The organism is Neobacillus vireti, assembly GCF_036962465.1.
In the GTDB taxonomy this organism is placed as follows: domain Bacteria; phylum Bacillota; class Bacilli; order Bacillales; family Cytobacillaceae; genus Neobacillus; species Neobacillus vireti_B.
Genome location: NZ_JBALNF010000043.1, coordinates 13,120 through 40,103 on the forward strand (window position 1 = coordinate 13,120; position 26,984 = coordinate 40,103).

23 protein-coding genes, 1 pseudogene and 1 riboswitch are annotated in these 26,984 nt (G+C 35.4%); of the genes and pseudogenes, 4 read left to right on the forward strand and 20 right to left on the reverse strand.

Features of this window, described 5'->3' with window-relative positions; genetic code table 11:
- The 20 genes and pseudogenes from V7077_RS18155 to V7077_RS18250 all read right to left on the reverse strand — a co-directional run.
- Nucleotides 1–363: pseudogene (locus tag V7077_RS18155) on the reverse strand (hypothetical protein); the annotation flags it as partial.
- A 47-nt stretch (nucleotides 364–410) separates the two neighbouring features.
- Nucleotides 411–1,016, reverse strand: coding sequence for a sugar transferase (locus tag V7077_RS18160; RefSeq protein ID WP_335504492.1), 606 nt, complete (start codon nucleotides 1,014–1,016; stop codon nucleotides 411–413).
- Between the two features lie 47 nt (nucleotides 1,017–1,063).
- The gene (locus V7077_RS18165) at nucleotides 1,064–1,213 is read right to left on the reverse strand and encodes a hypothetical protein (RefSeq protein WP_335504494.1); all 150 of its coding nucleotides are present in this window, start codon (nucleotides 1,211–1,213) and stop codon (nucleotides 1,064–1,066) included.
- Nucleotides 1,214–1,404: 191 nt separating this feature from the next.
- Complete coding sequence (locus tag V7077_RS18170) at nucleotides 1,405–2,481, reverse strand: EpsG family protein (RefSeq protein ID WP_335504496.1); 1,077 nt, start codon at nucleotides 2,479–2,481, stop codon at nucleotides 1,405–1,407.
- A 55-nt stretch (nucleotides 2,482–2,536) separates the two neighbouring features.
- The gene (locus V7077_RS18175) at nucleotides 2,537–3,439 is read right to left on the reverse strand and encodes a glycosyltransferase family 2 protein (RefSeq protein ID WP_335504498.1); all 903 of its coding nucleotides are present in this window, start codon (nucleotides 3,437–3,439) and stop codon (nucleotides 2,537–2,539) included.
- Nucleotides 3,402–4,535, reverse strand: coding sequence for a glycosyltransferase family 1 protein (locus V7077_RS18180; RefSeq protein ID WP_335504501.1), 1,134 nt, complete (start codon nucleotides 4,533–4,535; stop codon nucleotides 3,402–3,404). Before V7077_RS18180 ends, V7077_RS18175 begins: the two co-directional genes overlap by 38 nt.
- A gap of 40 nt (nucleotides 4,536–4,575) precedes the next feature.
- Complete coding sequence (locus tag V7077_RS18185; RefSeq protein ID WP_335504503.1) at nucleotides 4,576–5,712, reverse strand: glycosyltransferase family 1 protein; 1,137 nt, start codon at nucleotides 5,710–5,712, stop codon at nucleotides 4,576–4,578.
- The gene (locus V7077_RS18190; protein ID WP_335504634.1) at nucleotides 5,697–6,851 is read right to left on the reverse strand and encodes a glycosyltransferase family 4 protein; all 1,155 of its coding nucleotides are present in this window, start codon (nucleotides 6,849–6,851) and stop codon (nucleotides 5,697–5,699) included. Before V7077_RS18190 ends, V7077_RS18185 begins: the two co-directional genes overlap by 16 nt.
- Before the next feature lie 31 nt (nucleotides 6,852–6,882).
- Nucleotides 6,883–7,758, reverse strand: a complete 876-nt coding sequence (gene galU / locus V7077_RS18195) for a UTP--glucose-1-phosphate uridylyltransferase GalU (protein WP_335504505.1) — start codon at nucleotides 7,756–7,758, stop codon at nucleotides 6,883–6,885.
- Nucleotides 7,759–7,777: 19 nt separating this feature from the next.
- Nucleotides 7,778–9,604 carry a polysaccharide biosynthesis protein gene (locus V7077_RS18200; protein WP_335504507.1) on the reverse strand — a complete coding sequence of 609 codons (1,827 nt, stop codon included), beginning with the start codon at nucleotides 9,602–9,604 and terminating at the stop codon, nucleotides 7,778–7,780.
- A 37-nt stretch (nucleotides 9,605–9,641) separates the two neighbouring features.
- Nucleotides 9,642–9,782 (reverse strand): hypothetical protein, encoded by a 141-nt coding sequence (locus V7077_RS18205; RefSeq protein ID WP_335504509.1) that lies wholly within the window; start codon nucleotides 9,780–9,782, stop codon nucleotides 9,642–9,644.
- A 249-nt stretch (nucleotides 9,783–10,031) separates the two neighbouring features.
- Nucleotides 10,032–10,697 carry a CpsD/CapB family tyrosine-protein kinase gene (locus V7077_RS18210; RefSeq protein WP_420489672.1) on the reverse strand — a complete coding sequence of 222 codons (666 nt, stop codon included), beginning with the start codon at nucleotides 10,695–10,697 and terminating at the stop codon, nucleotides 10,032–10,034.
- A complete protein-coding gene (locus tag V7077_RS18215) occupies nucleotides 10,675–11,412 on the reverse strand; it encodes a YveK family protein (protein ID WP_335504512.1) in 738 nt (245 codons plus the stop codon). The genes V7077_RS18210 and V7077_RS18215 overlap by 23 nt, the downstream gene beginning before the upstream one ends.
- Nucleotides 11,413–11,588: 176 nt before the next feature.
- Nucleotides 11,589–13,388: an ABC transporter ATP-binding protein gene (locus tag V7077_RS18220; protein WP_335504514.1), complete on the reverse strand. Its 1,800-nt coding sequence runs from the start codon at nucleotides 13,386–13,388 to the stop codon at nucleotides 11,589–11,591.
- Between the two features lies 1 nt (nucleotide 13,389).
- On the reverse strand, nucleotides 13,390–14,592 hold the full coding sequence (locus V7077_RS18225) for a nucleotidyltransferase domain-containing protein (RefSeq protein ID WP_335504516.1): 1,203 nt from the start codon (nucleotides 14,590–14,592) through the stop codon (nucleotides 13,390–13,392).
- 11 nt (nucleotides 14,593–14,603) lie between these two features.
- On the reverse strand, nucleotides 14,604–15,032 hold the full coding sequence (locus V7077_RS18230; RefSeq protein ID WP_335504635.1) for a lasso peptide biosynthesis B2 protein: 429 nt from the start codon (nucleotides 15,030–15,032) through the stop codon (nucleotides 14,604–14,606).
- Between the two features lie 56 nt (nucleotides 15,033–15,088).
- Complete coding sequence (locus tag V7077_RS18235) at nucleotides 15,089–15,385, reverse strand: lasso peptide biosynthesis PqqD family chaperone (RefSeq protein WP_335504636.1); 297 nt, start codon at nucleotides 15,383–15,385, stop codon at nucleotides 15,089–15,091.
- Complete coding sequence (locus V7077_RS18240) at nucleotides 15,379–16,314, reverse strand: aldolase (protein WP_335504518.1); 936 nt, start codon at nucleotides 16,312–16,314, stop codon at nucleotides 15,379–15,381. Before V7077_RS18240 ends, V7077_RS18235 begins: the two co-directional genes overlap by 7 nt.
- 82 nt (nucleotides 16,315–16,396) lie before the next feature.
- A complete protein-coding gene (locus tag V7077_RS18245; protein WP_335504520.1) occupies nucleotides 16,397–16,552 on the reverse strand; it encodes a paeninodin family lasso peptide in 156 nt (51 codons plus the stop codon).
- A 16-nt stretch (nucleotides 16,553–16,568) separates the two neighbouring features.
- The gene (locus tag V7077_RS18250) at nucleotides 16,569–18,509 is read right to left on the reverse strand and encodes a lasso peptide isopeptide bond-forming cyclase (protein WP_335504522.1); all 1,941 of its coding nucleotides are present in this window, start codon (nucleotides 18,507–18,509) and stop codon (nucleotides 16,569–16,571) included.
- Between the two features lie 387 nt (nucleotides 18,510–18,896).
- Nucleotides 18,897–19,009, forward strand: a riboswitch (SAM riboswitch).
- Nucleotides 19,010–19,143: 134 nt separating this feature from the next.
- Here V7077_RS18250 and V7077_RS18255 point away from each other — a divergent pair.
- From V7077_RS18255 to metH, 4 genes are read left to right on the forward strand one after another with little or no spacing between them, the layout of a single operon-like run.
- A complete protein-coding gene (locus tag V7077_RS18255; RefSeq protein ID WP_335504524.1) occupies nucleotides 19,144–20,256 on the forward strand; it encodes a methionine biosynthesis PLP-dependent protein in 1,113 nt (370 codons plus the stop codon).
- Nucleotides 20,256–21,443 (forward strand): cystathionine beta-lyase, encoded by a 1,188-nt coding sequence (metC, locus tag V7077_RS18260; RefSeq protein ID WP_335504526.1) that lies wholly within the window; start codon nucleotides 20,256–20,258, stop codon nucleotides 21,441–21,443. Before V7077_RS18255 ends, metC begins: the two co-directional genes overlap by 1 nt.
- 2 nt (nucleotides 21,444–21,445) lie before the next feature.
- Nucleotides 21,446–23,305 (forward strand): bifunctional homocysteine S-methyltransferase/methylenetetrahydrofolate reductase, encoded by a 1,860-nt coding sequence (locus V7077_RS18265; protein WP_335504528.1) that lies wholly within the window; start codon nucleotides 21,446–21,448, stop codon nucleotides 23,303–23,305.
- Entirely contained in the window at nucleotides 23,283–26,732 is a 3,450-nt protein-coding gene (gene metH, locus V7077_RS18270; RefSeq protein ID WP_335504530.1) for a methionine synthase, read from the forward strand. Before V7077_RS18265 ends, metH begins: the two co-directional genes overlap by 23 nt.
- Nucleotides 26,733–26,984 lie beyond the last annotated feature (252 nt).

The following is a 26,984-nucleotide window of genomic DNA, read 5'->3' on the forward strand; positions in this document are numbered from 1 at the left end:
ATAGAATGGATGAAACCTAATTATTTCAACTATTATGTTATTTAGTCGACAAAAAGAACTAAACATTTCACAAAATTTGCAGAAGGAATCTTTGTTATTAATACCACTTATTAGTGGTCCACCATACCCATAAGGAGTAACTATGTCATATAGTTCATTATCTACATGTGGAACCCTTCTTTTAATAAAGGGATAAAAAATTCTCATTCCACAATCCTCATAATACGCTGCCATTAAATTTCCATTTTCAATCTTTGCAAATAAGTTCCCATATTCAAACGAATAGTAGCAATCGGTGGTTTTAAAATTTCTTATAGTTTTTTCCCACATCTCTTGGCTATTAATTATTTTAAATTGATACATATCAAAATCTCACAACCTTTATAACGTCTTCTCATAAAGTCCATTTTTCATGAATTTATCTTTTCCGAATTCCCTTTAAAAACTGGCATTGTAACATCTTCCCCCGCTTGAATACCTTCAGATTTTACTACTTTAATAAAAGTAAGGTATAGTATCTTCAAATCTAAAAACAGGCTTTGATTATCTACATACCATACATCCAACCGGAACTTTTCCTCCCATGAAATTGTATTACGACCATTCACCTGTGCCCAACCTGTTATTCCCGGTTTTACAAGGTGACGTCTGGATTGCTGAGAATTGTACAAAGGAAGATATTCCATTAATAGCGGCCTAGGGCCTACAATACTTATGTCCCCTTTTAATACATTAACTAACTGAAGTAATTCATCTAAACTGTATTTTCTCAGTAATCTTCCAAATGGAGTTAAGCGTACATGATCCGGTAATAATTGCCCGTCGCCCCCACGTTCGCTAGTCATTGTTCTAAATTTATAAATATAAAATGGTTTTCCATACAGTCCTGGCCGTTGCTGTTTATAAATAATTGGTTTACCCAATTTAATTCTTACTAAAAAAGCTGTAATAAAAATAAGGGGAGAAAAACATATCAATAAGGGAATAGAAATAACCAGATCAAAAATTCGTTTCATATATTTTCACCCAGCTTTATTTTCATTTTTATCATAGATAACATCATTTACCTTTCATTAATCACTGATAAGACTAGTTGTTTCATTTCTTCCAACAAATCCGCTACTAAAATATGATCCTTTTCTTGCCCTTTCTTATAACTAGTTAATAAAATTTCTAATAGTTCATGTTCTGTTAATTTTTCTGAAATATTCATTACACTATCTCCTTATACTGTTAAATAAAAAAATCCTCCTTAACATTAAGTTAACGAGGATTTCCAATTAAATTCAAACTTTTCATTATCTCACGCATCGATTATATTTAACAATCAACACCCTGAATTGGTGCAAACCCTTCATATAATTCTCCCATTAAATTACTCTCAATAATCTTTATAATTATTATTTAGAATATTATATAGTTACTTTTATAAATAACATTCATTGCTATAACACTGTCATAGTAATGGTAAATTAAATAGCACATTATTATTGAAAAATAAATAAATCTTTGACTTTCTTCTTTAAATGTTTTAATAATCCAAGCTATCAGAATAAATTGATACAAACTAAAGTAAATTGAAAACCTTGCAAAAATCCAATTTTGTGTGGAAATAATCATAAAAAGGAGACTTATTATTCCCATATTCACAAAATAATCACTATAAGGCATTATTTTACTTAGTTTTTCCCTTCCCAAAAAGGCAATTAATAATGGGGCACCTTCTACTAAAACTCTTAGAAAATTCGCACCACCTTCTGTGAAATCTTTATATCCACTATATTGTGTATCTTTTATGGCAGAAAATAATACTTCCGTAAATTGATTAAATCCAATAACAATAAATACGGCAAATCCTATTAAAAGAAGTGTAGCTTTTGTCCATGCTTTCCTTCTTACAATAAAATAAATAGGTATAAGAATAAATGCAGATTCATGAATCGTTGATGCTAAAAGAATAATAATAAAATATCTCTTCCAACTACCCTCTAAAAGAAACTTAGTTGAAGCAAAAACAATTGAGGCAGCCAGACATTGACGTAAGCCATTCATAGAGGTTATGAAAAAACCACTTGCAATATAAACGAAAACACTTAACTCTATCATTCTAGAGTACTTATAAAAAACTAGGATAATTAGCAAATTAGTAATTAAAGCTGCTATAAAGATTAAAAATTGTGGATCATCCGTATATTTTTTTAAAATCATTTGAATAATCCCAAAGCCAATATCCTTTTGATTTATAACGTAATTCCAAGTAAAATTATTATCTATATAAGATTGCATATATGCTTGTGTATCACCGATTGATGCCCCCCTTAGCCCTGATACTAATATTAGGCATGTCACAGCACCAAATATCAACAATTTCCTGGGTCTACTTATAACAAGCGAATTTGAGTAATTTGTTACATTAGCAAAATATCTTGCAAAATAGGCTAAAGTAAAAGTAATAAAAAGATTTATCCAAAGAATAGTCATCTTTATTTCCTTTCAGTACTATTAGACCGAGTATCTAATAAAATATTATTGAAACTTAATCACTTTTTAAGACAGTTACTTTACTCGTTTTCTTTATATAGAAATAAAGTGCTGCGCCAAAAGGGATAGCTATTATAGTCATTAATTTACATGGGGATTCAATAATAAATTTAATGTTCTTAATCATAATATTGCTAGAAACATAATGAATACATTCTCTAAATTTTGATTTTAAGGTTGGGGCAAATTTCATTGCTGTTTTTCTAAAAAAAGAAAAACCCAGAGGGTTTTTTTTGTACTGGTTTATAATATTCAAACTTGATCCATCATCTAAATACTCAACATGACAAAGTACTTCATTCAATAGAAGTAAGGGACATTCTTGATCAATAAGAATGTATTTATAACTGAGAGGACAATATTTTTCACCTGCAAAAGTTGGATAAGGTGGAACCTTTTTGGTCAATTCAGTTCGATAAACTAGTTTTTTATCCCCTTTAACTTTATATTTCCCATGCAAATTGGACAATTTCTCAGCGTTTATACCGCTTGGTAATGGTGTTCCAATTATTTGTCCGTTTTTTTTCGCATCAAGACCGATTATTCCAGCAAAGTGTTTACTACCGTTTTCTTTCCAAAATGATATAATTTTCTCCACTCCATCATCAGGCATGAAATCGTCGGAATCAATGCAAACATTTAACTCTGTCTTTATTAATTCATACGCTTTATTATGAGCACCATGCATCCCTTGGTTTTGTTGATAAACATAGTTTATTTTGACTCCACCTTCAGCAATCCAACTATCGACTAATTCCATTGTATTATCCGTTGAACCATCGTCGATAATTAGCCATTCAAAATCTTTACAAGTTTGTCTTTTAAGACTTTCATAGCATAAATGAAGAGTATAAGCACGATTAAATGTAGGTGTAAATACTGTTAAAATCGGTTTCAAGCTTTATCCCTCCATTATTTAGTACTGTTAATAGGCTATTTAAAACTAATCGATCTGGTCTAACATACTGATGATAGTAGTTAAAATTGTTTACCATCATTTGATACCTAAGTTCCTCACTATTTACTAACTTATATATTTGTTCTATACATTGCTCAGGTGTTTTAAACAAAAGAAAGTTTTTCTCATTTTTAAAATCTCCTGGCAATTCGTAATGTAGTTCTTCAGTAACAATCGCTTTACTGGCAGCGATATATTCTGCAAATTTCCATCCAACCGATTCATGCAATCCCATTGTAGCTATACATATTGACGATTCTTTTACCTGCTTTATGTAGTTATTTCTTTTTGTAATCCCTTTATCTTGAATTACTATATCTGGAAAATTTTCAATAGCAAATTTGGATGGTGATATCCCCCCGAAAAATTTTTCACCAAATTCTTTTTGACACTGTCTTATACAAGAAACTCGCAAATCATTAATATAAGTACGTTCTTCTTTTTTTAGTGGAGATATTCCTATGTTACTATCACCAGCTGTATCCCATAATCGAGCCATAAAGAGAATTCGAGGTTCTCTGTCTCTAGTTGGTATATCTTCAAAAGAGTCTATATTATATAAGCCATTATAGTACTGAGAAAGTGGTAACATCCTTACTAGTTTTTTCAGCTTCTCTTTACTTGAATCAATAAAGGTAGGAAAATGTGCAACATTTCCTGGAACTGTTACCATATAATTCAGCCCAAGCGGATAAATCTTGTGTCTATATTTTAATTTTTTGTTATATTTTTCACTAAAGCTCCTCTTAAAATAAAAATCTACATTTCCCAACATTTCATTCATAAATTCAATATAATCAGAACTATTAAACAATAGATTGTCATAACCATCATTAACATCATATATAATACGAAATTCATCATTAATGATGACTTCCATCATGTTGTAAGGTAATATATTTTCATCTTGCCTTTTTAGTCGCTCCACTTTTAAATTGATAATTCCATATTTGTTAAGTAAGAGAAATCCACTGGTAATTTGGTAAAGATGGAGAGGAACTTCACCCAACCTAATACAACATGAAATTTTAGCCATAATTTATCTCCTTAGTAATCTATCCTGACATGTTCACTAATTAACTTTTTTTAATAATGCTTATTTCCTTTCTTTGTATCCCTGTATAAAATTCTTCAAGCCATAAAGCAGTTTTTCTAATATCATATCCTTTATTTTTAATAAAGGTGGCAACATCATTATTTCTAATAGCTATCTTACTAAAAGTTAAAAGCTTTTGCGCCCAACTTCCAGGACCAGTTTCTAAACTTTCAAACCTTATTAAATTCGCCCCTAAATCTACCTCATCACTTATGACGTCTGAAATAAAACATGGTAATCCGGCAGCTTGTGCCTCAATTAACGAAACAGGTAACCCTTCATGAAGGGACGGAAAGACAAATATATCAAACCCTTGAAGTAAATGATTAATATCACTTCGTTCCCCCAAGAACATTACTTTTGCTGCTAATTTAAGCTCATTAACCTGTTTTTCCACTTCAGCTCTTAGTGGACCATCTCCAACTAAGATCAAAATGCACTCATTATTTAAATTGTTTATTTCATTAAGAATTTTCATTAAAAAGATGTGGTTTTTTTGCCGGTTAAACCTTCCTACATGACCTATAACAAATTTATTCTCAATGTTTAGCTCTTTTCTAATTGATTCTCTAGCTTCTTCTGAAAACGTAAACTTTTCAAACTCAATCCCATTTTTTAGTGTCTCGGAAAGATTGGATTTTCTTTTAAATAACCATTCAGCGGCCTTATTAGAGCAAGAAAGAAAATTAGTAGCATTTGCTATAATATATTTTCCTATATACCATTTATAAAATTTTGCTGCCACTCCACCTTCACTACTAGTATTATGACTATGTGAAATCCGAATTGGTATACCCGCTCTATTAGCCGATCTAAGAACTAATCCGGACATTTTATCCATGTGGGAATGTACAATTTTATAATGTTTATTTTTTTCAAAAAATTTATTTAGCTCCTGTATATATTTAAAGTGGCCCACATCTGTAATATAAGGAATTCTATGGATTTTTCCACCCATTTCTTTTATTTCACCATCAAATACTCCCTCTTTACATGTTAAGAAGTCAAATTGAATCTTATTCCTATCTATATTTCGATACAAATTCATTATTAATGTTTCTGCACCACCACGATTCATATTCACAACAACATGCAGAATCCTTAACGGATTGCCCACATCGTGTCCTCCAATTCTCCCATTTCATTTTTGTAAATATTACTTTTTTCTTCTAATACCTTATCAATACTATAATTTTTCTGGATAATATAACGTCCATTCATACCAAACGTGTTCTTTAATTCATAACTTTTTGCAATCATTTTAATCCTATTAGAAAACTCCTCTGGATTATTACGCACAACCCAACCATTTTTATCGTTTTGTACTAACTCTCTATGTCCTCTATTATCACTGGCAATAACAGGTAACCCACTGGCCATAGCCTCCATGATATTTACTGGAAGACCTTCTCTTAAACTTGATGCAACAGCAATGTCACTGATTTTTAGTAGTTCTTCTATGTCATTACGATAACCCAAAAAATGAATAAAACTATTAAGTCCTAATTTATTTACAAGTTCCTTACATTCATTAAGGAGAGGACCTTCCCCAGCTAGTAAAAGCTTTGCATTTGGAATTTCATCCTTTATCAATGTGAGGGAATCAATCAATAATTTTTGATTCTTATTCTCATTAAATTCCGCAGCATAAAACATTAAAAAATCATGAGCATTGTACCCATGATTTTTTCTCAATTGGATTTTTTTAGATTCTTTCGCAGGGCTAAAAATTTGAGTATTTACACCTACTCCATGAACATGTTTAATAGACTTTGCTTTAAAATTATGATTTTGGGCTAAATTAAAATCTTCCTGGTTGATAGTTATCAGACAATCAGTGAATCTTGAAAGCAGCCTTTCAGCAGGATAATAAAGTATCCAATTTAATATGGGTGCTCCTTTACAAAAATGAAACCCATGGGCAGTGTATATAACCTTTGTTCCTACTTGTCTAGACTGTCTAGCTGCTAACCTTGTAATAACTCCACCCATCGGGGTATGGCAGTGAATAATCTTGTAATTGTTTTTTTTAATAAGCTCTTTAAGTTCCATATATGCTTTTATGTTGATTTTATTAAAGGGAGATCTCTGAATTGATATATTATATTTTTTGTCCACATATGGAAGTTTTAAATCTCCACTAGCAGCAACATGAACCTCCCATCCTTGCTCTCTAAACCATTTTAAAAATGGAATATGGAAAGCCTTGAAATGATAATCCACTGTTGCACAAAAAAGTACTTTTTTATGCATAATATTTCACCATTACCTATTTCTATGATTTTTTTTAAACCAACTCTTTATCAAAAACAGTTGATAAATAATCTATTAATTGATTCCTCAGATCGTTACGCTGTAAAGCGAATTCAATAGTTGTTTGGATAAAGCCCCATTTTTCCCCAACATCATACCTTATTCCTTCAAAATCATATGCATAAACATCTTCATACTGTTTTAGAACTGCTATCGCATCAGTTAGTTGGACTTCTCCACCCGCACCAGGCTTCTGCCCTCCTAATATTTCGAAAATTTTGGGAGTCAAAATATATCTTCCCAAAATGGCCAGATTGGACGGTGCCTCAACTTTTTTAGGTTTTTCTACAAGACTATTAACACTGAATAATCTGGCGTCCATACAATTTCCATCAACTATCCCATATCTTGATACTTCTTGATCTGGAACCGTTTGAACACCAAGTATGGATGCATTATTTATCTCATATTGGTCAACTAACTGTTTTAGACAAGGTTTATCAGCCCTTACAATATCATCCCCAAGAAGTACAGCAAACGGTTCATCCCCAATGAACTTTCGTGCACACCATATTGCATGACCTAATCCCTTTGGCTCTTTTTGGCGAATATAATGGATATCAACCAGTTTAGAGGACTTTTGCACTTCACTTAATAATTCAAACTTCCCTTTTTCAATTAGGTTCTGCTCTAATTCAAATGAATTATCAAAATGGTCTTCTATTGCTCTTTTCCCCTTACCTGTAACGATGATAATATCTTCTATTCCTGATTCAACAGCTTCCTCGACTATATATTGAATAGTCGGTTTATCAACTATCGGTAACATTTCTTTTGGCATTGCTTTTGTAGCAGGCAGAAATCTAGTTCCAAGACCGGCTGCGGGAATAATTGCCTTTCTTACTTTCACTTACTGATTCACTCCCTTTTTAAACTGAAACAGTCAGTTTTTGATTTCGATCTACTTTATAATTAGCAAGTGTTAATAGTCTTTCTCGTATTTCCTCCTTTTCCCACGAGGTATAGTTAGAGGTAATCTCCTCTATTTCCTTAATAAACAACTTAGATGACTTACCCACATATATCTTAGGGTAAACCTGTCTTTCATGGATTTCTTCCTCTTTTAATAATTCTTCAAAAAGCTTCTCTCCAGCCCTAATTCCTGTATACTCAATACCAATTTCTTCAATTGTATTTCCAGAAAGTTTTATTAAGTTTTTAGCAAGATCAACAATCTTTACTGGTTCGCCCATATCTAATACAAAAATCTCACCACCCTTTGCTAGTGAGCCAGCTTGAAGGACCAATCTTGACGCTTCCGGAATGGTCATAAAGTATCGAACCATATCAGGATGAGTAACAGTTACTGGTCCACCCTTTTCAATTTGCCTCTTAAACAATGGAATAACACTTCCTCGACTCCCCAAAACATTTCCAAAACGTACAGCGACAAACTTTGTTTCACTTTCCTTATCCATATATTGAATAATCATTTCAGCTAACCTTTTTGTAGCTCCCATTACACTTGTCGGATTTACCGCTTTGTCCGTTGAAATCATCACGAAGGTTTTTACACTATTCCAACTTGCTGCTTGAGCAACATTCATTGTTCCAATTATGTTATTTTTTACAGCCTCCTCAGGATTTATTTCCATTAATGGTACATGTTTATGAGCAGCCGCATGATATACTGTATCGGGTTGATATGTACTCATCACCATCATTATTTTTTTGGAGTCCTGTAAATCTGCAATTATAGGAACAAATTCAATCGTTGTATTTTTATAGACTTCCTTTAATTCCATTTCAATTGTATAAATACTATTCTCACCGTGCCCTAATAAAATAAGCTTTTTTGGATTAAAATTAACTATTTGCCTACAAATTTCTGATCCAATTGAACCGCCTGCACCTGTTACCAAAACTACTTTGTTCGTAATATTTTCTGAGATAGTTTTAATATCTAATTCAACAGGCTCTCTACCAAGTAGGTCCTCTACTTGAACTTCACGGAATTGCTTAACAGATATCTTACCTGTCATTAAATCTTCTAATCTAGGGATTATTTGGGTTTTTACACTAGTTTTAGAACACTCTTGAAAGATTATATTTAATTCTTTTTTCCTTAGTGACGGTATAGCGATTACAATATTATCAATATTTAATTTCTTAACTATTGATTCTATTTGAGTGATACCACCTAAGACAGGTATTCCAAGGATATCTAAATGATGTTTTTTTTCATCATCATCAATAAAACCTACTGGTAACAGATCTGCATCATTGTTTTTAATAAGCTGCCTTGCCACCATCATCCCTGCAGAGCCAGCCCCTACTATTAAAGTTCTATTTTTGTTTTCTCCTCTATCTAGGATTGAATCTCTAAACATTCTCCAACAAAAACGCGAACCTCCAATTAAGGAGAAATTCAGCAACCATGTAACAGTCAGCAATCGAAATTGTATTTCTTTTATAAAAATTTGTTGTATAACTGCAGCAATAAAAATTGAGAATGTAACAACCTTTAAGATACTAATTAGTTCACCAATACTTGCATATTCCCATGCTTTCTTATAAAGATTTAATTTAAAAGATAATGCATGATGGCTAATTAAAATTACCAATGAACATATCACTATAGGAATGGCAAAAACATCTGTTGTTGCATTTACTAATAAACGACTAAAGAAAATGGCTGTTAGCAAAATACAAGAATCAATAAAAATAAATAGTGAAATTCTTTGGCGATAAGTCATATTCTCCCCCCTTTTTCAATAAACGAATATTTTAAGTCTAATCAAACTTTTTATTTCTTAGATTGATAGCACTTTCCAAGATATATTTAATCTCTTGCAGTTTTTCTTTAGGCGCCTCTTGTTTGATATACCTTACAGCCTTAACAATCGATTTTGGAAATTGATTAATATTTTTCATACTCTACATCTCCTTATAAATAAAAATAATAATTATATGTTTTTTTTAAAACACATAATTATTATTTTTATTAAGTTTGGGCATCTAACCCACCCTCACATCATACTCTCGACGACTTACGTCTAAGGTCTTAAACCCACAGCATGACCGAGTGCCTCCATTTATAATGGAAAGGAGACATCTCCAAAACTATATTTCAGTCTATGTAGTTCACAATAAAGAACATATAAACCAAAAAAAATTATACTTTTATTGGTTAATTACTACTCCGACTATTTTTGCCTTAGCAAATTCCAAAATTTTTTTTGCTTCAATAGCTTTACTAAAAGTGCTTTTATTATTTTTTAATATTAGAATTACACTATCACATTGATTTGCTAAAAGTTTTGTGTCAGAGACTTCAAGCACTGAATTAGAGTCAATTAAAATAGTATCATAGAGTTGTGCTACTTTAAGTAATAAATCCTGCATCATTTTTGAACTCAATAATTCTAATGGATTGCTTGGTACTATGCCACTTGGTAATAGATCAAGCCTCCATGTATCAGTATGATATATAACCTCTCCTAAAGATAATCTCCCTGTTAGAACATCAGATAATCCGTTAGTATTCGAGCAGTTAAAAAACGAATGTAAACTTGGTTCTCTTAAATTAGCATCAATTAAGAGCACTTTTTTCTTTTGCTGAGCAATTGATACCGCTAAATTAACAGAAGTTGTAGACTTACCTTCTCCTTTGCTTGGTGATGTAATTAGATATGTTTTAATATCCCGATTTGATATCATAAATCTTAAATTTGTTTGAATCATGCGAAAATGCTCTGAAAAAGCAGAATCAGGATGGGAAGAAGTAATTATGTTTTTCTTTTTTTTAAATATCAGACTTCCAAATTTATTTATAGCCAATGTTCTCACCCCTAGGCTCTATATCAACTTTTGTAACTTTTGAATTACTTTTTATATTTTTTTTATTAACTTTTGGAACCTTTCCTATTATTGAAATCCCGAGTTTCTTCTCGATGTCGCTCCCCATATAAATTTTATCGTCTAAAGAGTCGAATAAAAAGGCTAATCCTATACCAATAACAATCCCTCCAATAACCGCTATAAATAATACCTTATTGCTTTTGGGATTAATTGGTGTTAAGTTAACTTTTGCCTGAGATAATACCCTTATATAATCTTTACCAACAATCTCGGGAACTTTTTCCTTAAACACTTTTGCTGTTGTATCTGCAATTTTAGCTGCTAAAACTGGATCTTGATTTATAACACTAACGCTTACTACTTGAGAATTTTCAATACTTGCAACGGTAATTTCACCAGCCAAGGTATCCGATGTTTCATTTAGTTTTAACTCATTAACAACTTCGTCTAAAACAATTGGATCCCTAACTAAAACCTGAAGTGTAGCTCTAGATTCTGAGTCTGTTCCAATTATGACTTTAGAGGAAGTTTGATATAGTAAAACAGTAGGTTTCAGGTATTGTAAAACGCCAATTATGCAACCAAGAAAAGCTATAAGAATAATAATCCATATACGCCTTTTAACCACTATAAATAATTCCTTTAGATCAATTTCCTTTGTTTTTTTTTCTTCACTTGTGTTTAATTGTTCATTAAAATTCATGACACCACCACTTTTAATTTATTATTTTCTCATCTTTCCTTGTTCTCAATACAGAACATGAGGTTCAAAAAATTTTAAAATAACATAATAATTACCTGTATCCTTATATTAGTTCTTTATATAGAACATGTCAATTAAAATATTATAAAATCAAAATAATAAAGGGTGGTGTTTTTTTAAACGCTGACTTCCATTTGTTTTTTTAATAAGCTATTGAACATCCCTTTCTTTTCAGCTGCCAGCTGGGTAAATTGTCCTTGCTGAATTATCTTTCCATGTTCAAGTACAATTACCTGATCTGCATTACGAATTGTTGAAAGCCTATGAGCAATAACTATAACAGTCATTTTACCCTTCAAATTCTCTATTGCACCCTGTATTCTAGATTCATTCTCAGTGTCAAGTGCACTAGTAGCCTCATCTAAAACCAGAATTGCGGGTTTACGCAGAATTGCTCTAGCAAGAACCAATCTTTGCCGTTCCCCACCTGAAAGCTTAATTCCTCTATCACCAATAAGTGTTTCAAGCCCATTAGATAAATTTCTAACAAAATCATCAGCTGCTGCAAATTTTAGTGCTTCCCAAATTTGTTCGTCAGTTGCATTCTGATTAATTATCAGCAAATTTTCTCGTATTGTAGCATTAAACAAGAACGGATCCTGTGGTACATAGCTTATTGATCTCCTCAAGGAATGTAAATTTTCCCCAGTAAGCATATCATCATCTATTAATACTTCACCCGTTTCAGGCTGATTTAATCCCATTATCAAATCTATTAATGTACTTTTTCCAGCTCCAGAACGGCCAACTATTGCTGTCATTTTAAATGATGGGATTGTTAAATTTATATTTTTCAGAGCGTAGTTTGGTTCATTACGATTATAACGAAAATTTACATTTCTACATTTAATGCCATTCCTGATTTGTATCGTGTTTACTTTGCTAAAATCATCTTCATGTAATTCCTTTGATTCTAGACATAACTTTTGTAAATCTATTAATGCATTAAAAGCAGGAGTAATAGCTCCTAATTGCTCAAGGTTAGCTTGTAATCCACTAAAACGAGGCCATAACCTAGAAAAAATCATAATAATTAGAATTAATTGTGCTGGATGTACCTGGAACATCTTTATAGAAAAAAACATAAAAACAACTATAAGTAGGGCAGACACAAGTTTGTAAACTAGTTGTGATATTGTATTCAATTTGACTAAATCAATTATATTTAGTTCCATCTTCTTGCTAATATCTCGAAACCAGGAAATATGAATCTGCTCAAGCATATTACTTTTAATATCTTTAATTCCATTAAATTGGTCAGTAATTCCCGCCATAAACCTTGTGGTTAGTTCGTATGTTTCATTTCCTAGAGAACTAGATTTATTAATAAATTTCCTTGAAAAAAAGATAATTCCTGTACCGAAAAATAAAACCAATATAGTCATCTTTGAAGACAGCCAAAAGGCAATCCCCAGTTGAACGAAAGTAAATACTAAGGAGGTTAAAAATTGTAAAAACATATTGGTTCCTGCATTCACTCGTGAAATTTCAGTTGTCATTAAATTAATTAAGTCAGACTTTCTTTTATTTAAGAAAAAAGACCAACTTGCCTGCAGTATTAACTTATAGGTTTCTTCTCTTAATTGACGAATAAATCCTTGTTGAATCCTGATATTAAGAATTGTTTGCTGCCTTTGAAATAAACTATGACCAACTATTAATAAGAAATAAAAAATTAAAATTAAGGTTAGACTATATGATTTAGGGATTTTTTGAAAATGTTGTGAAATCCAGAAGAGTATGGATGAAGAATTAGAGTCTACATTGAATATTCCAGATATATTTATTAACGGAATTAACAAAACTATACCAATTCCTTCAAACAAACTTATTAAAACCATACCAATAAGATTAAAGTAGAGAATTTTTCCAGTAAATGAGTGGATTTGTTTGGTAAAATAAAAAACCTGTTTCATTTCAGGATCCTCCTATGACAGTGTGTTTCCTTGTTTTCCTCCAAAGCCATAAAAAAGGACGTAAAAGAAAATATAGGAAGTGTAAACTTTTCGGTAGTGGTAACGTTTCAATATCAGTTGGATATGGATATAAATAACTTAACTTAAATAAAAGTTTTTGTTGATACGACATTAGTGATATTAGGTGCCGCTTATGGTATTTAGCAATATCTTCAGGCACATTGTTCGAATGTAATTCAACCATTTTTTCAATATAAAAAATCGCGTCTTGAGAAAGCTTCTTGGGTAGCCTTCCGGATATGAATGATTTTAATTTGAATGGTATATTCGTATTAAGTAATTGCGAAGATAAAATAAAAGTCTGCCCCGCTACATGTTTATAGCCGTATTTATCTAATAATTGAACTCCTTGCCAATTAAAATTAGTTTCTAAAATTCTATCTATATCCATTAACCATCTTAGTCGTGACCAACCATGCCGTGCGCCATGAGTAATTAAAAAGAAAAGTAAATCCTCTAACCCTAGATAATAAAGTGAATTTAAACCACCTTTGATCCTTCTTTTTCTCTCCCATAATTCGCTAAAATTCGGTTCACTTCCTGGACCAGGATTTAGTCTCCAATGAACTTCAATTTTAATATTTTTAGATCGGTTATGATATGTTAAATGATGATGCCTCCATTTCCAGTCACCTAAGACAGTTTTAATATAGTCATCTTTCTCATAACCATTGTCCATTAGAACTTTCTCTGTCTTCTTCAATTCTCCAATTGGTACAAGAAAGTCTAAATCACAGGATGTACGCAGGGACAAGTCACCATATAACTCGGAACCTAAGACAGGGCCTTTTAAAAAAAGTATACGTATTTGATTTTTGGTTAATAATTCTCCCAAACAATCCATTTCAGCTCTTAATTGAAGCATTTGAAGTGTGTTTATTTTATATAATTGGGATAATTTCTTTATCATCTGACAAGGAATTATACTATATGTATCTACTTTTTTTAGATATGAATACAATATAGGATACAATCTGTGATGTATTGCCAACTCTAGGAATAAATCCCAATCTAAATTATTTGATACACTTTTCCATTTTTCGTGAATTTGTTTGTTACCAGTTTTACCTACTCTTATAATTTCTAGTATTAATTTAAGCTCCTCTGGGACCAGTGTTAAATTAAGACTGGCATTCCTTTTCATAATTTTCTCCTTCAAACATTTTTATTGCTAATTATTTTTGAAAATTTGCTTACCACAAGAAACCTTCCCATCTCTTCAGCCCCTGTTATATATAAAGGGCCACTTCGTAACCATGCATGTGCAATCAATTGACCATGCTCATTTTTTGCAGTTCCCAGATAAAGTGTGCTCTCAATTTTCCTTCTTTCTAACATTTTGAATCCAGCAATTGCCCTTACTAGGCACATGCTTTCCCATAAGGTATATCGACTCATAATTTGTATAGCTTGAGAAATCTGTTTTAAATTCTTTATGTTTGATTCATCACAAATACAAGAAGACTCAACCATTTGCTCACCTAGTATTGGTGCCACTTTAGCAAAAGATTTACCCTTTAAGTAACGGGCCCATGCTAAGTAAAGAAAGGCTTCGACCAATAATAGCCTCGAAAATTTATCCATTGAAAGAAATAATTTCACTTTTTTCAAAGTCTTTTTTATCCTTTCTTAATCTAGACTCAGATTCTACTATCTATTAATTGTTCCTCTTCTAATAATAATAAGAAAGACAATACTTGCTCTTCGCATACATTCTGAACTACATTATATTTAGACATTAAATTTTTAATAATATTTGATACTAAAACTGGTTTTTCTAATTGTTCCCAAATGTCCCCTCCGACTCCTCCAAGATTGTAATATTTTCCGTTTTTTATACTTAACATTACTTTTTCTCCATCCATATCACTTACTAAATTACCTGGTCTGAGTGAAACTGTACTTTCCAATGAGATATATTTTGTTGTTTTCACAATTTATCCTCCTCCTTTTTAACAGTACTTAGAATCATAGACACTAAATCATTAGCAGTAAATCTCCCTGTTGGTCGATGTAATTGATATAAGTCTATTTCATTAATTATTTTTGAAGACATATCAAAGTGCCAATCTAATAAACCTAAACGTGGAATCAAAAAATTTCGGTATGTATGGTCAAATAATGTTTGGAAACCTTTTAGTTTCCCAATTTTCAAAAGTTGAATATCATCAATACCTTCTTTTTTTGATAATTCAAATACACCAGCTAGTTGTCGAGGTTCAATTTTAAACTTATCAGCAATGGGTACCTGATACTTTGTTTCCCTATCATAAATCGATTGATAATTAGTAGAGCCTATCCCTAATTGATCAAGGCTTTCCTGCCATAATTTCTGCTGTGGGTAAGACGGAGTCACAAATGGGCTGCAACTTTGGATTGTAATAGGAATTACATCATCACTAAGTAAAGAAAAACCTTGATTTAGAAATGCACTCGCAAGGGTAGATTTTCCAGCTCCGGATTCCCCGATAAACGCATAAACCTTTCCAGATATTTCTACTGCACTACCATGTAGCGGTAGTATTTTTCTTTTCATTAAGATAACGCCCATACAAGTTCCAAGAATATAGAGTCGCAACAAACCTTCATCAACGTTTTTTAAAGGAGAAAATGATATTAAATAACCCTCCTGGATAGAAAAGAAGGCAACTTCTGGAATAAAGAATAAAACTTGATTTTCTCTAACCATATGAAAATACGGCCTTTTTTCCAATTCGCTTTTATATTTTATCTCATCACTCATTATTATTTGTATATCATGTTTTTCTTGGGGCTCATTAATGGTTGTAAGCTCTGGAAAGATAATATCACTAACGATATTAAAACCAAAAGCTTTGTAGAAAGTTTTTTCTCTAGTGTTAAACATTCTTTTCACTCCGAAAAAATACTAATTTTTAAAAGCCCTTATAACCACTTGGATGAATAAGGGCTTTTACATTCTATTTCTACTAACTTGTAAAACGACTCCAGGTTCCTGGATCTTTAGGATCAACTGCTTGACCTGGTACATATGCTTCATCAGTATATGGTCCCCATACGGTTGAGGCCATTGTCATTTTGACATCAAGTACTTCTAATACAGGTTGTTTCCACTCTTTTTTCATAAATAGTCACCTCCTTTCAAGTAAAGTTTTTTATGAAACGATTTACTATTAACGATCTCATCAATATCTTAAAATCTGGATCAATTGCATACTCAGGTCGTACTTCCTTAGTTACTTTTTTTATTGCCTTCTTTAATACTCTGGCGTCGATAAATTGTAATAAAGTTGAATCCCTACTGAGTTGCTCTAATTCTTCCTTAAACTGATTCCAAACAGGAACCATGCGATGTACCCAGTCTGCTCCTTGAACACCGCGTATCCGTTGATTTAACCTTATCTTATCTGGTAACATATTTTCTGTAGCCCTTCTAATTAGTGCCCTATCCATCCCATTTTGGACATATTGTTCTTCTGGGAGCGACAAACAGAAACGAATAACTCTTAAATCATTAGTTGGATCGCGTTTCCATAGTGAGTAATTTAAAGATAGTTTGCTCGCGAGCGTATTACTTGCGTTCCAATGAAAAACATCTTCAAAATGTCTTTTTCTTTGTTCATAAATATTTCTTGAGGAAAACCAACCGGTTTTATCTATTCCGTATTCAGCTAACTTATCGAAGACACCAGTCTTATTTGCAAATTCTGGGCTTATTAGCATAGGGAATTGATATGAATTGTCTGAATGGATAAAACGATCAATATTAGGGAATGCTTCTTTTATGATGTATGGAAGTAATCTATGCTTACTCCCTCCCACTCTATAACTATATTGATGCAATTCCTTTATTAACTTAATCCATTTTAGTTTTTTTAAAAGTACAGCATAGTAATCGATTGCTGAGCCCCAAGATATTGTTAAGTTCCCTCTTCCGCCATTTAGTAAAATTCCGATATCCCTCTCTTTCGCCTGTTCAAACATTCCCTTTAACCAAAAAGAATTCTCAAAAAATTTATACGGCATTTCCATCATTTCAAGAAAGTCATCAATTTCAGAAAACGGATCTCTACCATTAAAGTCTAAATAATTGGCGTTTAGATTACCTACATGTTCCACAACCTTAATAATAAGAGGTGTTTCATCTGGCATTAAATGTCTTGGTGTAAAATCCTCAAAACCTTTAGAAGGGATATAACTTAACGTGTGTAATTGTTTATTTTCATTTTGAAGCATTCCTGAAGCAAAACTAACGATTGATCCAGAATCAAGTCCTCCGCTTAATTGAGCTCCAACTTGACGAAAGGTACGCAATCTTGATTTAACTGCTTCTTGATAGACACTTTGAAAGGCCTCTACATACTCAGCATTAGATTTGAGTTTAAGCTTTTCCCCATCGGTTAATGTACAAAATCTTGTAAATGTGACGTTACCCTTAATAACAGATATACTATGTGATGGAGGTATCTGTTCTATTGATTTAATAACGGTTTGAGTAGTATCAACTACGTCAATCATACCTACAATTGCTAGATATTCTGCAAGCCAATGTTCATTAATTTTCTTATCAATGTTGGGCAAGCTGAGTAAAGGATGAATAACGGTACAAAATGCAAAACGATTATGATTTCTGTTAAAATAAAGTGTTCTTCCTCCAGAAAAATCCCTTGCTCCAAATAATTGCTGTTTTTTTTCATCCCAAATAATAAATGCGAAATCCCCAATTAAATACTTTGGCGATTCCTTTCCCCATTTAAAATATGAAAGTAAAATAAGTTCACTATCGGACATAGTTTCTCTATTATTTTTTTTAACTTGTAACTTTTCAAATAATTCTTCCCGATTGTCTATTATTGCATCAGCCGTAATAGCTAACTTCCGTTCATGATCATAATAAGGAAGTTTCTCACCTACCGACTCCGGTGTAATCCACTGTGCATGGCAGCCAAGAAAGACTTTGTCGTTATGCCAAGTTTGAATATCATCCGCCGGATATTTTTCTAATTCTTTCATCATCCGGTTTCCGTGTTCTAGATTGATTGGTTCATCGTTTAAATGATATATTCCGGCTATAGCACTCATCTTTTCCTCCTGCCAAACATTTCATCGTTTTTACCATCTACTGATCAATAGTAAGTTCACTAAATAGAACATCAATCCCATAATTAACTAAAAGGAATTTCTTTTAAATTAATTCCCCGAAACTATGGTATAATTTTATCAATTTATGTATTCCAGCTACTAATTAACATTACATAATACCCATTTAGGTTCTCTATTAAGAACGACTTATAACACCATAATAAATCCATAAACTACCACTGTCAACAACTTTTCCATTAACTATTTATATATTTTTATATAAAGATTTTTCGCCCAGTTTCTTCATTGATATAGTTATTGCAAAAAAAACAAATTGACATACCACGGGATTTGTAGTAAATTTTATAAATAATCTAAATAATAAATTTCTTATCAAGAGAGGTTGAGGGAAGGGCCCTGCGACACCTCAGCAACCTTCAATGTCTATTCTCATTGAAAAGGTGCTAAGTCCTGCAAATTGCTAATTTGCAAGATAAGAAGAATGACAAGTGCGTTGTGCATACAAAAGTCTTCTTCTTATAAGAAGACTTTTTTTATTTATTCAAAAGCTTTATTACTCAATCGCGTTAATGCGAAACATTATAAACTTTATTTACCACAAGGAGTGTCCGTCATGTACAAAATCGATACAAAACTTGCCCAAATTGGCAACCGCAGCGAAACAACAACTGGAACCGTCAACCCGCCTGTATATTTTTCAACAGCCTTTCGCCATGAAGGAATCGGGCAATCAACCGGGTTTGACTATACCCGCACCGGAAACCCTACCCGCCAGCTCCTTGAAAAAACAATCGCAGATTTAGAAGGTGCGGATCAAGGATTTGCTTGCAGTTCAGGTATGGCAGCCATTCAACTAATCCTTGCCTTATTTGAATCCGGAGACGAATGGATCGTGAGCGAGGATTTATATGGCGGCACCTACCGCCTATTAGAAAAAGGCTATAAGAAATGGGGCTTAACCACTCAATATGTGAATACCTGTTGTCCGGAAGAAGTGGAAAAGAAGATTACAGCAAAAACAAAGGCCATTTTCTTAGAAACACCAACCAATCCGCTTATGCAGGAATCAGATATTGCAGCAATATCAAAGATTGCCAAGAAACATGGATTATTGTTAATCGTGGACAATACCTTCTATACCCCTCTTTTACAGCAGCCAATCAGTCTTGGTGCGGATATCGTCATCCACAGTGCCACCAAATACCTTGGAGGTCATAATGATGTCTTGGCTGGCCTTGTTGTGGCAAAAGGAAAAGAAATTTGTGAAGGGTTGGCCTTCCACCATAACGGTGCCGGAGCGGTGTTAAGTCCATTTGACTCTTGGTTATTAATGCGCGGAATGAAAACATTGTCACTGCGAATGGACCGACATGAAAAGAATGCGAAAGCCATCGTTGAATTCCTTTCAGACAGTGATGCTGTAACAGATGTTCTCTACCCAGGACGCGGTGGAATGGTTTCTTTTAGAATTAAAGACGAAGCATGGGTGAATCCATTTTTACAGAATTTAAATTTAATCAGTTTTGCCGAAAGCTTAGGTGGAACGGAAAGCTTCATTACTTACCCTGCAACGCAAACACATATGGATATCCCGGAAGAGATTCGCATCCAAGCCGGCGTTTGCAACCGTTTATTACGTTTCTCTGTTGGAATTGAAGATTCACAAGATATTATTGAAGACTTACAGAACGCTTTTGCTAGAGTTCAAGAAGGAGTGATCGCATAATGGCACACGAAGAATATAGTTTTGAAACCAGACTGCTGCACAACAAGCATAAAATTGATCCAGTAACAGGGGCAGTAAGTGTACCTATCCAGCATGCATCAACCTTCCATCAAGCTGATTTTGATTCGTTTGGTAAGTATGATTATGGCCGCAGTTTAAATCCGACTCGTGAAGCACTTGAAGATGTGATCGCAGAACTTGAGGGCGGCGTGAAAGGATTTGCATTTGCTTCAGGAATGGCCGCTATTTCAACGGCTTTCCTTCTTCTGTCCTCTGGCGACCACATTGTGATTACCGAGGATGTGTACGGTGGCACCTTCCGAATGGTGACTCAAGTTCTTACAAGACTTGGCATTGAACATACGTTTGTTGATATGACCAACTTAGAGGACGTTAAAGAAGCGATTCAGCCGAATACAAAAGCCTTTTATGTCGAAACACCTTCTAATCCATTAATGAAAGTAACAGATATTAGAGCGGTTAGTAGGATAGCACAGGAAATCGGAGCGTTAACATTTGTTGATAACACCTTCCTGACTCCTTCCCATCAAAAACCGTTAGCACTTGGTGCAGATGTTGTCCTTCATAGTGCAACAAAATTTTTAGCAGGGCATAGTGATGTGGTAGCAGGGCTTGCCGTTGTTAAAGATGAAGAATTAGCTAAAAGACTAGGATTCTTGCAAAATAGCTTTGGGGCTATCTTGGGTGTTCAAGACGCCTGGCTCGTATTACGAGGAATTAAGACATTGAGTGTCCGCCTCGAGCAATCACAAAAATCAGCGATAAAAATGGCAGAATTTTTAGATGCACATCCACTTGTGGAAAAAGTTCACTACCCAGGGCTTAAAAGCCACCCGCAATATCAAATTCAAAAAGAGCAAGCAGATGGCCCAGGAGCTGTTTTATCCTTTGAATTAGCGACTGAAGATGCCCTTCGCACTTTTGTTGCGAATGTGGAAATCCCTGTTTTCGCGGTAAGTCTAGGTGCGGTTGAATCAATCCTTTCTTATCCAGCGAAAATGTCTCATGCTGCTATGTCTCGAGAGGACCGTCATCAGCGTGGAATTACCGATGGACTTGTCCGCCTATCAGTAGGACTTGAAAATCCTGATGATTTGATTAAAGATTTTTCGAAAGCACTTGAGCAAGTTCGTACTAAACATTTGGTCCTACATCAAGGGGAATGATTATGAACCTTTTAGAAAAATTACAAAAACAGATCCTAATAGCGGATGGTGCGATGGGCACGCTTCTTTATTCGTTCGGTGTGGATTCGTGTTCGGAAGAGCTGAATCTATCTCAACCGGAACAAATCCAAAATATCCATCGAGCTTATATTGATGCCGGAGCGGATGTCATTCAAACCCATACCTATGCTGCCAATTATTTAAAGCTGCAGCGTTATGGCTTGGAAGACTCGGTAAAGGAGATCAACAGCGCTGCCGTCCGGAATGCTAAAAAAGCCGCCCAAGCTAACGCTTTTGTCGTCGGGACTATTGGCGGCAATCGTGGGATTAAAACAAGTTCGATGACAATAGAAGAATTAAAGCGGAGCTTCCGGGAGCAATTATATTGCTTGCTCCTTGAAGGTGTGGATGGACTATTACTCGAAACCTTCTACGACTTAGAAGAGCTCGAAACCGTCCTAACGATTGCACGGAAGGAAACGAAGCTGCCGATTATCGCTCAAGTTTCCCTTCAGGACCCTGGATTTTTGCAGGACCGGACACCTGTTAATGATGCTTTAAAAAGACTGGAAGGCCTTGGCGCCGATGTCGTCGGCCTCAATTGCCGCTTAGGCCCGCACCATATGTTATTGGCTTTAGAACAGGTGGAAATTCCAAAGCACGCTTTCCTATCAGCCTATCCAAACGCCAGCCTTCCTACCTATACAGACGGAAAGTTTCATTATGAAGGCGATGCTGATTATTTTCAAAAATCAGCACAAAGTTTTCGCAGTGAAGGAGTACGGTTACTTGGGGGCTGCTGTGGTACAACACCTGACCATATTCGCGCCTATGCATCTGAATTAAAGAATAGTATCCCTGTCACTGAAAAAGTTGTAAAATTGAAACAAAAGCCGATTATCGTCGATTCTCCTCCAAAAAGGGAACACACTCCCCTGCAGGAAATCGTGAAAGAGCGGCCATCGGTGATTGTCGAATTGGATCCTCCTCGAAAACTGGATACGACTAAATTTTTTGAAGGGGCCAAAGCACTTAAAGAAGCTGGCATTGATTCCATCACGCTTGCGGATAATTCGCTGGCAACCGTTCGGATATCTAATGAATCCTTAGGCTATCTTTTAAAAAGTGAATACAGTATGCGGCCGCTGATTCACATCGCCTGCCGCGACCGCAACATGATCGGACTGCAATCGCATTTAATGGGACTTCATACACTTGGAATGAATGATATCTTAGCGATTACAGGAGACCCAGCAAGAGTTGGCGATTTTCCTGGTGCCTCTTCCGTCTATGATGTGTCGTCGTTTGAATTGATTCAAATGATCAAGCAGATGAACGAAGGCTTGTCTTTCTCGGGGAAGGACTTAGGACAAAAAACAGCTTTTAGTGTAGCAGCAGCCTTTAATCCAAATGTCCGTTCGGTTGAGAAAGCCGTGAAGCGTTTGGAGAAGAAGATACAATATGGCGCCGATTACTTTATTTCTCAGCCGGTTTTTTCTGAGGAGAAATTGATTGAAGTCTATGAAAATACGAAACATCTTGATACTCCGATTTACATTGGCTTAATGCCATTAACTAGTAGTAAAAACGCAGAGTTTCTGCATAATGAAGTGCCTGGGATCAAAATTGCTGACTCTATTCGTGACCGGATGGCTCTCTTGAATGATAACCCGCTTCAGGCCGCTAGAGAAGGAATTGCGATTACCAAGTCGCTTATTGATACAGCATTAGATTTATTTAATGGAATTTATTTAATTACACCATTCTTAAGGTTTGAATTAACAGCAGAACTCGCTGCTTATACAAACCAGCGGGCGAGTGAGATGAGGGGGGCCAGCTATGCCGAAAACACCATTTTCTGAACAACTTAAAAAGCGCATCTTAGTCATGGACGGTGCGATGGGTACGATGCTGCAGCAAGCCGATCTTACAGCAGAGGATTTTGGCGGCGAGCAGTATGAAGGCTGTAATGAACACCTTGTTCTAACAGCTCCTTCCGTCATTTCTCGTATTCATCGTGAATACTTAGAGGCCGGTGCAGACATCATTGAGACCAATACGTTTGGTGCGACCAGCCTTGTTTTAGATGAATATGAACTTGGATTTAAAGCTTATGAGATTAATAAAATTGCTGCCATGCTTGCCGTCAGAGAGGCCATGAACGTATCGACCGATGAGTGGCCGCGTTATGTAGCAGGTTCCATGGGTCCGACGACCAAAACCTTAAGTGTTACCGGCGGAACCACTTTCGACGCCCTCTCTGCAACTTATGAAGAGCAGGCGATTGGTTTAATAGATGGCGGTGTTGATCTACTTTTACTAGAAACTAGCCAGGACTTATTGAATGTGAAAGCGGGTTTTGTCGGTATTCAAAGTGCTTTTGCAAAAACGGGTAAAACTTTGCCGCTCTTTATTTCTGGAACCATTGAACCAATGGGGACAACCTTGGCCGGACAAACGATTGAGTCGTTCTTTATTTCAGTGGAACACATGAATCCGATTGCAGTCGGTCTTAACTGTGCGACCGGTCCTGAATTCATGCAGGATCACATTCGTTCACTTGCAGGATTGGCTTCGACCGCTGTCAGCTGTTATCCCAATGCCGGCTTGCCTGATGAAGACGGTCACTATCATGAAACACCAGAAATATTGGCGAAAAAGCTTTCCGATTTTGCGGCACATGGCTGGCTGAATATTGTCGGCGGCTGCTGTGGTACAACACCTGACCATATCAGAGTCATTGCTGAAGCGATGAAACAATACCAGCCTCGTCCATTCCAGTCATCAAGCACGCATATGGTTTCTGGTATTGAACCATTTATTTACGATGATCCCACTTTAAGACCGATTATGGTTGGGGAACGTACAAACGTTATCGGTTCTCGCAAGTTCAAACGATTAATTACAGAAGGGAAATTTGAAGAAGCGTCAGAAATTGCCCGTGCTCAGGTAAAGGGCGGCGCACATGTTATTGATATCTGCCTTGCCGACCCCGATCGAGACGAAATGGTTGATATGGAGAATTTCATTAAAGAAGTGGTGAAGAAGGTTAAGGTTCCACTTGTAATTGACTCCACAGATGAAAAGGTCATTGAAAGAGCACTCAAGTATTCTCAAGGAAAAGCCATAATCAATTCCATCAACCTTGAGGATGGTGAGGAGCGCTTTGAAGCGATTGTTCCGTTAATCCATCGTTATGGCGCGGCTGTCGTGGTCGGAACCATTGATGAAGAAGGGATGGGGGTTTCTGCTGAACGAAAATTGGAGATTGCCAAACGTTCCCATGACCTATTAGTTCATAAGTATGGACTTAAACCACAGGATCTCATCTTTGACCCGCTCGTGTTCCCAGTTGGTACAGGTGATGAACAATATATTGGCTCAGCTAAAGCAACCGTAGATGGAATTCGGATGATCAAAGAAGCGATGCCTGAAGTGCAAACCATTCTTGGAATAAGTAACGTTTCTTTCGGTCTTCCTCCGGTCGGACGCGAGGTGCTGAATTCAGTCTTCCTTTACCATTGTACACAGGCTGGCCTGGATTATGCGATTGTGAATACCGAGAAGCTTGAGCGCTTTGCTTCTATCTCGAAGGATGAGGTTCAATTAGCAGAGGCTTTGTTATTTGATACAACAGATGAAACATTAGCTACTTTTACCGAGTTTTACCGCGGGAAGAAGAAGGAAGCAAAAACAACCATTCCTAATATGACACTAGAAGAAAGACTGGCTTACTATGTGATTGAAGGCACAAAAGAAGGTTTGCTTCCTGATTTAGAACTGGCACTTGCCTCCTACCCTGCTCCATTAGATATTATTAACGGTCCATTAATGGATGGCATGAAAGAAGTCGGCCGCCTGTTTAATGATAACCAGTTAATTGTCGCAGAGGTTCTGCAAAGTGCGGAGGTCATGAAAGCCTCTGTTTCCTTCCTAGAGCCACATATGGAAAAAGGCGATGTGTCTGCCTCTAAGGGAAAAGTTATTTTAGCAACGGTTAAAGGTGATGTTCACGATATCGGTAAAAACCTTGTAGATATCATCCTAAGTAATAACGGCTATAACGTCGTTGACTTAGGGATTAAGGTTACTCCAACGGATTTGGTGCAGGCGATTCGTGAAGAGAAGCCGGATATGGTCGGATTGTCAGGATTATTAGTAAAGTCTGCACAGCAAATGGTGTTAACGGCACAAGACATGAAGGAAGCCGGAATTTCTGTGCCGATTCTAGTTGGCGGAGCTGCCCTTTCTCGTAAATTCACCGATACAAGGATTGCCAAGGAATATGATGGGCTGGTTCTTTATGCAAAGGATGCCATGAACGGTCTATCACTTGCCAATCAATTGCAATCACCGGAAGAGTATCAAAAGCTATTGGATGATAAAGCCGAAAAGCTGGCGGCGTTAGATATACCAAGGGAATTACCAACACGCGCTGCTAGTGCGGTTGCGGTAAAAGTGAAACCGGCGGTGTCAACAGAAGCACCTGTCTTTACACCGATGGACACAAAAAGGCATATTTTAAGATCCTATTCTCTTTCTCATATTGAGCCGTATATTAATATGCAAATGTTAATCGGACATCATCTTGGTTTGAAAGGAAAACTTTCGAAGCTGCTTGCAGAAAAGGATGAAAAAGCCTTGAAAATTAAAGGAACGGTAGATCAATTGTTAGCAGAAGCCAGTGCAAATAACTGGATAACACCTGCAGCAGCCTATCAATTTTTCCCTGCGCAATCGGATGGTAATAAGGTATATATTTATGATCCACAAGATCAAAAGACCATTATTGAAACCTTTGATTTCCCTCGTCAGGAATCCGCGCCATTCCTTTGTTTAGCAGACTTTTTGAAGTCGGTTGACAGCGGTGTGATGGATTATGTTGGCTTCTTTACGGTGACAGCTGGAAGAGGGATTCGCCAAAAGGCAGATGAGTTAAAGGCAGAGGGACGATTCCTTGAAAGCCATGCGCTCCAATCATTGGCGCTTGAGTCTGCTGAAGGCTTTGCCGAGTTGATTCACCGTCAGATGCGTGACCGCTGGGGCTTCCCGGATCCGCTTGATTTCACGATGCAGGATCGTTTTACGGCGAAATATCAAGGGCAGCGTTTCTCATTTGGTTACCCGGCTTGTCCAGAATTAGAGGACCAGAAGAAGCTGTTTAAGTTGATTCATCCGGAGGAAATCGGGATTGAGTTAACCGAGGGCTGTATGATGGAACCTGAAGCATCGGTATCAGCGATTGTTTTTGCGCATCCTGAGGCTCGTTATTTTAATGTGAATAGATAAGAAAGTGTCCGCGGTGGCTTCCGCGGATTCTTTGTTTTGAATGGGATGCGACGAGGATTTTGTATGTGTAATTCTGCGAGATTTTTGGTTATTTCTGCGCTTCTTTGCGTTAATGCCGCGGGAAATTGGAATAATTCAGTGCATTTTTTAGTTAATTCCGTACACTTTGTAATTAATTCCGTATATTTTCTAATTAATTCCGTGCATTTTCTAGTTAATTCCGTGCACTTTCTAGTTAATTCCGTACACTTT

Coding starts and splice junctions, on each gene's coding strand:
- V7077_RS18160 (WP_335504492.1), bottom strand. CDS start 1,016: ATGAAACGAATTTTTGATCTGGTTATTTCTATTCCCTTATTGATATGT.
- V7077_RS18165 (WP_335504494.1), bottom strand. CDS start 1,213: ATGAATATTTCAGAAAAATTAACAGAACATGAACTATTAGAAATTTTA.
- V7077_RS18170 (WP_335504496.1), bottom strand. CDS start 2,481: ATGACTATTCTTTGGATAAATCTTTTTATTACTTTTACTTTAGCCTAT.
- V7077_RS18180 (WP_335504501.1), bottom strand. CDS start 4,535: ATGGCTAAAATTTCATGTTGTATTAGGTTGGGTGAAGTTCCTCTCCAT.
- V7077_RS18200 (WP_335504507.1), bottom strand. CDS start 9,604: ATGACTTATCGCCAAAGAATTTCACTATTTATTTTTATTGATTCTTGT.
- V7077_RS18205 (WP_335504509.1), bottom strand. CDS start 9,782: ATGAAAAATATTAATCAATTTCCAAAATCGATTGTTAAGGCTGTAAGG.
- V7077_RS18215 (WP_335504512.1), bottom strand. CDS start 11,412: ATGAATTTTAATGAACAATTAAACACAAGTGAAGAAAAAAAAACAAAG.
- V7077_RS18220 (WP_335504514.1), bottom strand. CDS start 13,388: ATGAAACAGGTTTTTTATTTTACCAAACAAATCCACTCATTTACTGGA.
- V7077_RS18225 (WP_335504516.1), bottom strand. CDS start 14,592: ATGAAAAGGAATGCCAGTCTTAATTTAACACTGGTCCCAGAGGAGCTT.
- V7077_RS18230 (WP_335504635.1), bottom strand. CDS start 15,032: ATGGATAAATTTTCGAGGCTATTATTGGTCGAAGCCTTTCTTTACTTA.
- V7077_RS18240 (WP_335504518.1), bottom strand. CDS start 16,314: ATGTTTAACACTAGAGAAAAAACTTTCTACAAAGCTTTTGGTTTTAAT.
- V7077_RS18245 (WP_335504520.1), bottom strand. CDS start 16,552: ATGAAAAAAGAGTGGAAACAACCTGTATTAGAAGTACTTGATGTCAAA.
- V7077_RS18250 (WP_335504522.1), bottom strand. CDS start 18,509: ATGAGTGCTATAGCCGGAATATATCATTTAAACGATGAACCAATCAAT.
- V7077_RS18255 (WP_335504524.1), top strand. CDS start 19,144: ATGTACAAAATCGATACAAAACTTGCCCAAATTGGCAACCGCAGCGAA.
- metC (WP_335504526.1), top strand. CDS start 20,256: ATGGCACACGAAGAATATAGTTTTGAAACCAGACTGCTGCACAACAAG.
- V7077_RS18265 (WP_335504528.1), top strand. CDS start 21,446: ATGAACCTTTTAGAAAAATTACAAAAACAGATCCTAATAGCGGATGGT.
- metH (WP_335504530.1), top strand. CDS start 23,283: ATGCCGAAAACACCATTTTCTGAACAACTTAAAAAGCGCATCTTAGTC.